This window comes from Bradyrhizobium sp. (assembly GCF_052389815.1).
Lineage (GTDB): Bacteria > Pseudomonadota > Alphaproteobacteria > Rhizobiales > Xanthobacteraceae > Bradyrhizobium.
This window is the reverse complement of record NZ_JBQTHN010000175.1, coordinates 1-7,295: the sequence shown is the minus strand read 5'-3', so window position 1 is coordinate 7,295 and position 7,295 is coordinate 1. Positions and strand designations below refer to the sequence as shown.

Genomic DNA, 7,295 nt, shown 5'->3' with positions numbered 1-7,295 from the left:
GCGCTCGCTACCTTCCAGCGAACTTGTCCACAACCTCAACGCAGCAAGTTCCGCGATCTCCAAATCGCCACCTCTTCGGCAAATTGGGGTCGCAACGATTGACAACGATCTCCTGTGCTTCTTGGGGAGAGTGATCGATGCGCTACAGGATCGTTGCAAAGAAGGATGACACGACCGTTCGCAGCGAACGGAACAGCCTCCTGATTGCCGCCGCCAAGGCGCGCATCTGGATCGAGGAAGGCTGGGATGTCTCGGTCACCGACAGCGAAGGCAAGAAGCTCGATCGCGCCGAGCTCGACGGTCTGTTCGCCACCTGAACCGCAAGCTGGCCGGCGTGCGTCGCCGCGGCTTTTGCAACCTTACCGTGGTTGGCAGCAAGGCCCCGCGCGCGCTAGCGTTTCGTCAGGACGAGTGCGGTGGGAAGCATGGCAAAGAAGCGCGTTTCCAGCGTCGAGCTGACCTGGATGATCGTCGAGCAGATGAAGGACGACCGCAATTTCCAGCGGGGGGTGTCGGTGGCCGTCATCCCCGATTCCAGGCTCGGCTGGCGCGCCGTCGTCGAGGCCAGGGCCCAAAGGCGCATGACCCCGCGCGCCCAGCGGCGCTTTGCGGCCCTGGAGAAGGAGCTGCAGGAAAGCTACGCGCTGAGCGGCGATTGACGATCTCTCTTTTCCGGAGTTCCGATCTACGGCATCAATCCGCCCGGTCCGCGTCGCAAGCAGTGCCACGGTAACCGCGGCCGGCAGCGCGGAATATTGCAGGGTCAGGCCGGCGTCGGATCGGCGGATGTGCGCGTGGCGGTGGCCGGCGCCTCGACGAAGGTCAGGCCGATCCGGTTCTGCTGGATCCAGGCGATCCGGCAGTCGCGGACGATCGAGGGGTCGTCGGCCATCACCAGGCGAAAGCGTGGCGGCACGAAAGCGGGCTCGCTGACCTCGATGGCGCAACCCTCGGCGGAAATGTTGAGCACGGTGCAACGCATCACCGATCCCCCCAATGAGACAAAGGCGGGCGCGTTGACATCGGTTCGCGGAAATTTCCGTCGCTCTTCCATTCCGTATGATCTCGGCATCGAAGAGGCGAGCTTAGCGGCAAACCTTAAAGAAGCGCTCAAGAGCGCCGCCCTGCGCGAAAAATCCGGTCGGGCAGCCTCGCAATGATGCGTGGAGCGTGAGGCATGGAGAGCGCGCAATTGAAAGTAGCGGCCGTCGTCCTGCCGCGCATTCGACATCAAATTGGCCGGCCCGTGCCGGCGCGCCTCCACCTTTCCGATGCGCCGGCGCAACAGTTGCGCTGCGAAATTCAGGTTCCTGACAAGACCCCAAGTCAGCCATCACTCGGGCGCGAGTCCGTCAGGGTTTGATCATGATTGGACGCAGATTGAGGGAGCCGCGCCGCTGCGGCAGGATAGCCGGGTGCCGCGCCTCTCAACCTACCCCAGGGCATTGGTGCCCGGCTATTCGCAGCGGCGGCGCAGCCGGATTTTCTCGGCCCCGGCCTCGATCAATCCAGCCCGCGCTCGTGGCTCAGCCGCACCATCTCGTTGATGAAGTACTGCTTCTGTTTGTCGTCGAGGCTCGCGAACAGCGGATCGGCGGCATCGGCCACGTTGCGCTGGTCCACGGCGCGGTCGTTGAGGAATTGTGCCTCGTTGCGCATCTGCTCGATGATGTCATCGGGCGGATCGCGTTGGGCACGCGCAACGCGCAGCTTGAGCCGGTCGGCGCCGTTGTGACCGAGATAGTGCATGGCGCTGTTGAAGGCGCTCCAGTGCTTCTCCTGCTCCGGGGTCAGGTTGAGCTCTTTCTTGATCCGCTCGATGTTGGCGTCGCTGCTGGCGACGATCTGCTCGGCGCTAAGCTGCGGGGCCGCGGGCTGCGTCAGCACGGCCGGCTGCTTCGCGCCCTTGGCAGTAGCCTTGGCCGTCTTTGACTTGGACGCGTCGGACTTGGACGCATCGGACTTGGGAGCGTCCTTTGCAGCATCCTGCTTGGCAGCATCCTGCTTCGCCGGGGATTGTGCGGGCGCGCCCTTCTGATTCTGATTGCCGCCGCCGGTGACGGCGCCGACCACGCCGCCGACCGCACCGACCACGCCGCCGATCGCACCGCCGAGTACGCCGCCGATCGGCCCGGCCGCCTTGTTGCCCTCGCGGGCGCCCTTCTGCACGCCCTCGACCAGCCCCTGTGCGTGAAGCGTCGCCGGCTCGGCGGCGACCAGCACGCCCACACCTAGCACCGCAACGGCGCCGGCGACGAAACGCAATCGCGATTGCGCGCGCGCGATCGGTTCAGGACTCATCATTATTCGGTCTCCTCGGTCTGTCCGGGTACGTGGCGTGTGCGGGCCTTTGCGGCGGGAATCTGCGAACGCCGGAGATTAGCGTCACCTCGACGAATTCGTCCACCGCCTGCGTCCCGGTTCCGTTCATGGAAACACTTGTGAGGCGAAAGAGTTACGCGCCGCGTTTGACGGCTCTCCACGGCCGCAGCGCCGATGGTTGCGGATCATGGTTGCTCGTGTGCAGCGCAATATGCCTGAAGGAGATTATTGATGATCGCGATCAACAGCCGATCGCACCTGCGGAACGCTGCAAGGTGAGGCACAACGTTAGTTCAATGATGGCCGCGAAGCAGCTTTCTCGACAGATGCAAACAATTCTGCTCTGATCTCACTACAAAAATCTCCGTCGCCACATCGCATGGACGACACCCGGCGCTGGGCGGAAGGAGACAAACAAGAGCAAGAATTTGGCTCAGCAAAGAGGAAACGTCATGTCCCGGAAGAAGCTCTCTCGCCGACAATTCGTTGCTGCTACTGCGATGACATCCGCCGCGATGATCACCGCACCCTATGTCCGCGGCGCCCATGCCGCCGGCAAGCTCTCGATCGGATTCTGGGACCATTGGGTTCCCGGCGCCAACAAGGCTTCCACCGAGATCGTCAACGCCTGGGCCGAGAAGGAAAAGGTCGACGTTACGATCGACTACATCCCGAGCCAGGGAAACAAGATCCTGCTGACCATCGCGGCCGAATCTCAGGCCAAGTCCGGCCACGACATCCTGGCGATGCCGACCTGGTTGCCGCATGCGCATACCGAAAATCTCGAACCCATGAACGACCTCATGGGAGACCTCATCAAGCAGAACGGCGAGCCAAACGGCACCGTGAAGTATCTCGGCCAGCTGAAGGGTAAATGGCACGCGGTTCCCGCGAGCGTCGGCAGCCAGATCAAGGGTCCCTGCTCGCGTATCGATCTGATGAAGAAGCACGCCGGCATCGACGTGCAGGCACTGTACCCTGCCGGCCAGGCGCCCAAGGCAGATAGCTGGACCCTCGATACCTTCCTCAAGGCCGCCGAGGCTTGCCACAAGGCCGGCGTGCCGTTCGGCATCGGACTTGGCGAGACCAGCGACAATGTCGACACGGCAGGCGCATTCTTCCATTCCTTTGGCGCAGCCCTCGTCGATGAAAAGGGCAACCTTACCGTCAAGACCGACGCGGTGCGCCAGGCACTGGAGTACTACAAGAAGCTGATCGCGTTCCTGCCGCCGGACGCCGGGGCATGGGATGATTCGTCCAACAACAAGTGGCTGGTCTCCGGCAGAGGCGCCCTGATCATGAACCCGCCGAGCGCCTGGGCGGTCGCCAAGCGCGACGCGCCGCAGGTCGCCGAGCAGTGCTGGACCCACGGCTTCCCGTCGGGGCCGAAGGGCCGCTACGCGCCCTACATCGGCTACTTCTGGGGCACCTGGGCGTTCTCCAAGAACAAGGAAGCGGCCAAGAGCGTGCTCCGGGCGCTTTCGCAGCCGGCGGCGATCGAGAAGATGTGCGTGGCGAGCGGCGGCTACGACCTGCCCTGCTACGAAAAGCTCACCACGCTGAAGGTCTGGCAGGACGAGACGCCGCCGAAGGGCACGCTCTACCACTATCCGAACCCGCATAACCACCAGACGCTGTCGATCGCCGCGTCACCCGCGCCGCCGAAGATCGCGCAGCAGATCTATACGCAGGCAACGCTGACCAAGATGTGCCTGCGCTATTCGAAGGGCGAAGCGATGGAAAAGGTGCTCGCCTGGGCCGAAGGCGAGTGCGAAGGCTTCATGCGGAGCTGACGGACGGAGAACCATGGCGGCCTGCCCAATCGCAGGCCGCCATTCCGCATCCGCATTCGACGGCGGAATAAGCAAGAAACGTGACAGAGGTGAATACAGACCATGGCTGACGTCGCATTGCAGCCGAACCGGGCCGGTACCGCGCAAGCCGCGCGCAAACGTTCCAGCCTGCACAATGTGCTCCACCGCAAATCGACTATTGCGTTTCTGATGGCTCTGCCGCTGATCCTGCTGATCGCGACCCTCGTCATCTACCCGGCTTTCTACGCGTTGCACCTGGCGACGTTGAACAAGTCGATGGCGCGCTTCGTCGGCTTCGGCAATTTCGAGTTCCTGTTCAAGCGCGAGACGTTCTGGCTGGTCGTGAAGCAATCCTGCATCTTCGCCATCACGGCCGTGCTGTTCAAGGCGCTGCTCGGCTTCATCATTGCGCATTTCGTCCACAACATTCCGGCCAAGGGCCAACGCAAGTGGCGCGGCATGCTGCTGGTGCCCTGGGTGATCCCGCCGGCGATGAGCACGCTCGCCTGGCTCTGGCTGTTCGACCCCTCCTACAGCGCGTTCAACTACACGCTCGGCCTGTTCGGCGCAGGGCCGATCCCGTGGACCGGCGATGCCGGTTGGGCGCGATTCTCGGTGATTCTCGTCAACATCTGGGTTGGCGCGCCGTTCTTCATGATCATGTATCTGGCGGCGCTGAAATCCGTGCCGGAGCAGCTTTACGAAGCCGCCGCCATCGACGGCGCCAACTGGTGGCAGCGCATCTGGTACGTGACGCTGCCGATGATGCGCAACATCATCGCGATCACGACGCTGTTCTCGCTGATCGTGACGTTTGCCAATTTCGACATCGTGCGCATCCTGACCGCGGGCGGACCGCTCGACCACACCCATATCTTCGCGACGTGGGCATTCCGGGTCGGCATCGAGGGCAGCGACATTCCGCTCGGCGCCAGCGTCTCCCTGTTCATGGTGCCGATCCTGGCGGTCGCGGCGATCTTCATCCTGCGCGACGTCAACAAACGCGGGAATGAAGCCTGATGACCACGATGACCGTCGACAAGGCCGCACCGACCCGCAAGGTCAAGTACGGCAGTATGAGCCGCGACCGCGCCTGGGCGCTGCGCTGGTCGTATTTCTTCCTGGTGATCTTTGCGATCTTCTTCCTGACGCCGCCGGTCTACATGCTGATCACCTCGCTGAAGAGCAGCGCGGAGATTTCGGCGGCGACCAATCCGTGGTGGGTGTTTCATCCGACCATGAACAATTACATCTCGCTGCTGACGTCGAACCAGTTCCTGCGCTTCTTCTGGAATTCGGCGATCGTTTCCATCTTCGTCGTCACCCTGACCATGCTGATATCGGTGCCGGCAGCCTTTGCGCTGTCGCGGATGCGGTTCTGGGGCTCGGCGACGCTCGCGACCGGCGTGTTCCTGACCTATCTCATTCCCGAGACGCTGCTCTTCATCCCGCTGTTCAAGATGTTCGCGGTGGTCGGCGACTGGACGGGCATCCAGCTCATCAACAAGTGGTATGTGCTGCTGATCCTGTATCCTACACTGACGGTGCCGTTCTGCACCTGGATCATGATCGGCTATTTCGCCTCGATCCCGAAGGAGCTCGATGAAGCCGCCATCATCGACGGCGCCTCGTGGTTCCAGACGTTGACGCGGATATTCATCCCGGTGGCGCTGCCCGGCCTGATCGCGGCGACGATCTTCGCCTTCACGGTCTCCTGGGCGCAGTTCCTGTATCCGCTTGTGTTCACAACGTCGACGGACCAGCTGGTGATGCCGGTCGGCATCATCACCACCCTTATCAAGGGCGACGTCTTCAACTGGGGACAGATCATGACCGGCGCCCTGCTCGGCGCCGCCCCGCCGCTGATCATCTACGCCTTCCTGATGGACTACTACATTGCCGGCCTCACCGCCGGTGCGACAAAGGGTTGAGGGACTCATGGCCGAAGTAAATCTGCGCAAGGTTGTCAAGCGTTACGACGAGGTCGAGGCGGTGCGCGGCATCGATCTCGACATCGCCGACCATGAATTCGTCGTCCTCGTCGGTCCCTCCGGTTGCGGCAAGTCCACCACGCTGCGGATGATCGCGGGCCTTGAGGATATCTCCGGCGGCGACATCCTGATCGGCGGCGACGTCGTGAACGACGTGCCGCCGAAGGATCGCGACATCGCGATGGTGTTCCAGAACTACGCGCTGTATCCGCACATGACGGTCGCGGAGAACATGTCGTTCGGGCTGCGGCTGAAGCGCTATCCCAAGGCGGAGATCAAGACACGGGTCGACGAGGCCGCGCGCATGCTCGATATCGTCGAGCTGATCGACCGCAAGCCGAAGCAGCTCTCCGGCGGCCAGCGCCAGCGCGTTGCCATGGGCAGGGCCATCGTGCGTAACCCGAAGGTGTTCCTGTTCGACGAACCGCTGTCGAACCTCGACGCCAAGCTGCGCGTGCAGATGCGAATCGAGATCAAGAAGGTGCACCAGAAGGTACGCACCACCACTGTCTACGTCACCCACGACCAGGTCGAGGCCATGACGCTGGCCGACCGCGTCGTCGTGATGAACCACGGCCGGATCGAGCAGATCGGCACGCCGACCGAACTCTACCACAATCCGGCGACGCGGTTCGTCGCGAGCTTCATCGGCTCGCCCGCGATGAACTTCATTCCCTGCCAGCTCGAGGATACCGCCGGCAAGGTGCAGATCCGCCTCAGCGACAAGGTCGCCTTTCCGCTGCCGCCGGCTCGCGCGGCGCGCTATCAGAAAATTCCGCGTACCGACAAATTGCTGCTCGGCATTCGCCCCGAGCATGTCACCGAGGCGAGCGCGCATGTCGAGCCCGGCGTGGAGCCGTTCGACGCGGTCCTCGACGTCACCGAGCCGATGGGCATGGAGACGCTGATCTATTTCACCATGCACGGCGCCCAGGTCTGCGGCCGGGTCAATCCCAATGCCGGCGCGCGGGATGGCGCCCCGCTCCGATTGGCTGTGGACCTCAACAACATGCATTTGCTAAACGAGGTGACCGGCGTCGTCCTTTGACGGCGCACCAGTGGAGTGGATTTTAAAATAGCGCAAAAAAAGCCGCGCGGTGGGGAGCGAAAGTAAAAACCAAGAAAACACATGGATCAATATTTTGTGGTGGGGCGTTTGTTATAAAAA

General features: G+C 62.6%; 9 protein-coding genes. 7 read left to right on the top strand and 2 right to left on the bottom strand.

The window, feature by feature from the left end:
• Nucleotides 1-137: 137 nt before the first annotated feature.
• On the top strand, nt 138-317 hold the full coding sequence (locus tag ACT4OC_RS25765; RefSeq protein ID WP_444841862.1) for a hypothetical protein: 180 nt from the start codon (nt 138-140) through the stop codon (nt 315-317).
• Nucleotides 318-425: 108 nt separating this feature from the next.
• A complete protein-coding gene (locus ACT4OC_RS25760) occupies nt 426-659 on the top strand; it encodes a hypothetical protein (RefSeq protein ID WP_444841861.1) in 234 nt (77 codons plus the stop codon).
• A gap of 104 nt (nt 660-763) precedes the next feature.
• Here ACT4OC_RS25760 and ACT4OC_RS25755 read toward each other — a convergent pair whose 3' ends face one another.
• A complete protein-coding gene (locus tag ACT4OC_RS25755) occupies nt 764-1,054 on the bottom strand; it encodes a PilZ domain-containing protein (protein WP_444841863.1) in 291 nt (96 codons plus the stop codon).
• On the opposite strand from ACT4OC_RS25755, the gene ACT4OC_RS25750 reads away from it, so the two are divergent.
• Nucleotides 972-1,160, top strand: a complete 189-nt coding sequence (locus ACT4OC_RS25750) for a hypothetical protein (protein WP_444841864.1) — start codon at nt 972-974, stop codon at nt 1,158-1,160. The genes ACT4OC_RS25755 and ACT4OC_RS25750 overlap by 83 nt on opposite strands.
• A 343-nt stretch (nt 1,161-1,503) precedes the next feature.
• Here the strand turns inward: ACT4OC_RS25750 and ACT4OC_RS25745 are convergent, their stop codons facing one another.
• On the bottom strand, nt 1,504-2,304 hold the full coding sequence (locus ACT4OC_RS25745) for a Spy/CpxP family protein refolding chaperone (protein WP_444841860.1): 801 nt from the start codon (nt 2,302-2,304) through the stop codon (nt 1,504-1,506).
• Between the two features lie 470 nt (nt 2,305-2,774).
• Here ACT4OC_RS25745 and ACT4OC_RS25740 point away from each other — a divergent pair, with 470 nt between their 5' ends.
• The 4 genes from ACT4OC_RS25740 (at nt 2,775) to ACT4OC_RS25725 (ending at nt 7,175) form a co-directional block, all read left to right on the top strand.
• Nucleotides 2,775-4,115 carry an ABC transporter substrate-binding protein gene (locus ACT4OC_RS25740; protein WP_444841859.1) on the top strand — a complete coding sequence of 447 codons (1,341 nt, stop codon included), beginning with the start codon at nt 2,775-2,777 and terminating at the stop codon, nt 4,113-4,115.
• 102 nt (nt 4,116-4,217) lie between these two features.
• Nucleotides 4,218-5,156, top strand: a complete 939-nt coding sequence (locus ACT4OC_RS25735) for a carbohydrate ABC transporter permease (RefSeq protein ID WP_444841858.1) — start codon at nt 4,218-4,220, stop codon at nt 5,154-5,156.
• Complete coding sequence (locus ACT4OC_RS25730) at nt 5,156-6,067, top strand: carbohydrate ABC transporter permease (protein ID WP_444841857.1); 912 nt, start codon at nt 5,156-5,158, stop codon at nt 6,065-6,067. Before ACT4OC_RS25735 ends, ACT4OC_RS25730 begins: the two co-directional genes overlap by 1 nt.
• A 7-nt stretch (nt 6,068-6,074) precedes the next feature.
• On the top strand, nt 6,075-7,175 hold the full coding sequence (locus ACT4OC_RS25725; protein ID WP_444841856.1) for an ABC transporter ATP-binding protein: 1,101 nt from the start codon (nt 6,075-6,077) through the stop codon (nt 7,173-7,175).
• Nucleotides 7,176-7,295 lie beyond the last annotated feature (120 nt).

Bases quoted from the DNA above. Each gene is read 5' to 3' on its own strand.
- ACT4OC_RS25765 (WP_444841862.1), top strand. From the start codon at position 138: ATGCGCTACAGGATCGTTGCAAAGAAGGATGACACGACCGTTCGCAGC.
- ACT4OC_RS25760 (WP_444841861.1), top strand. From the start codon at position 426: ATGGCAAAGAAGCGCGTTTCCAGCGTCGAGCTGACCTGGATGATCGTC.
- ACT4OC_RS25755 (WP_444841863.1), bottom strand. From the start codon at position 1,054: ATGGAAGAGCGACGGAAATTTCCGCGAACCGATGTCAACGCGCCCGCC.
- ACT4OC_RS25745 (WP_444841860.1), bottom strand. From the start codon at position 2,304: ATGATGAGTCCTGAACCGATCGCGCGCGCGCAATCGCGATTGCGTTTC.
- ACT4OC_RS25740 (WP_444841859.1), top strand. From the start codon at position 2,775: ATGTCCCGGAAGAAGCTCTCTCGCCGACAATTCGTTGCTGCTACTGCG.
- ACT4OC_RS25735 (WP_444841858.1), top strand. From the start codon at position 4,218: ATGGCTGACGTCGCATTGCAGCCGAACCGGGCCGGTACCGCGCAAGCC.
- ACT4OC_RS25730 (WP_444841857.1), top strand. From the start codon at position 5,156: ATGACCACGATGACCGTCGACAAGGCCGCACCGACCCGCAAGGTCAAG.
- ACT4OC_RS25725 (WP_444841856.1), top strand. From the start codon at position 6,075: ATGGCCGAAGTAAATCTGCGCAAGGTTGTCAAGCGTTACGACGAGGTC.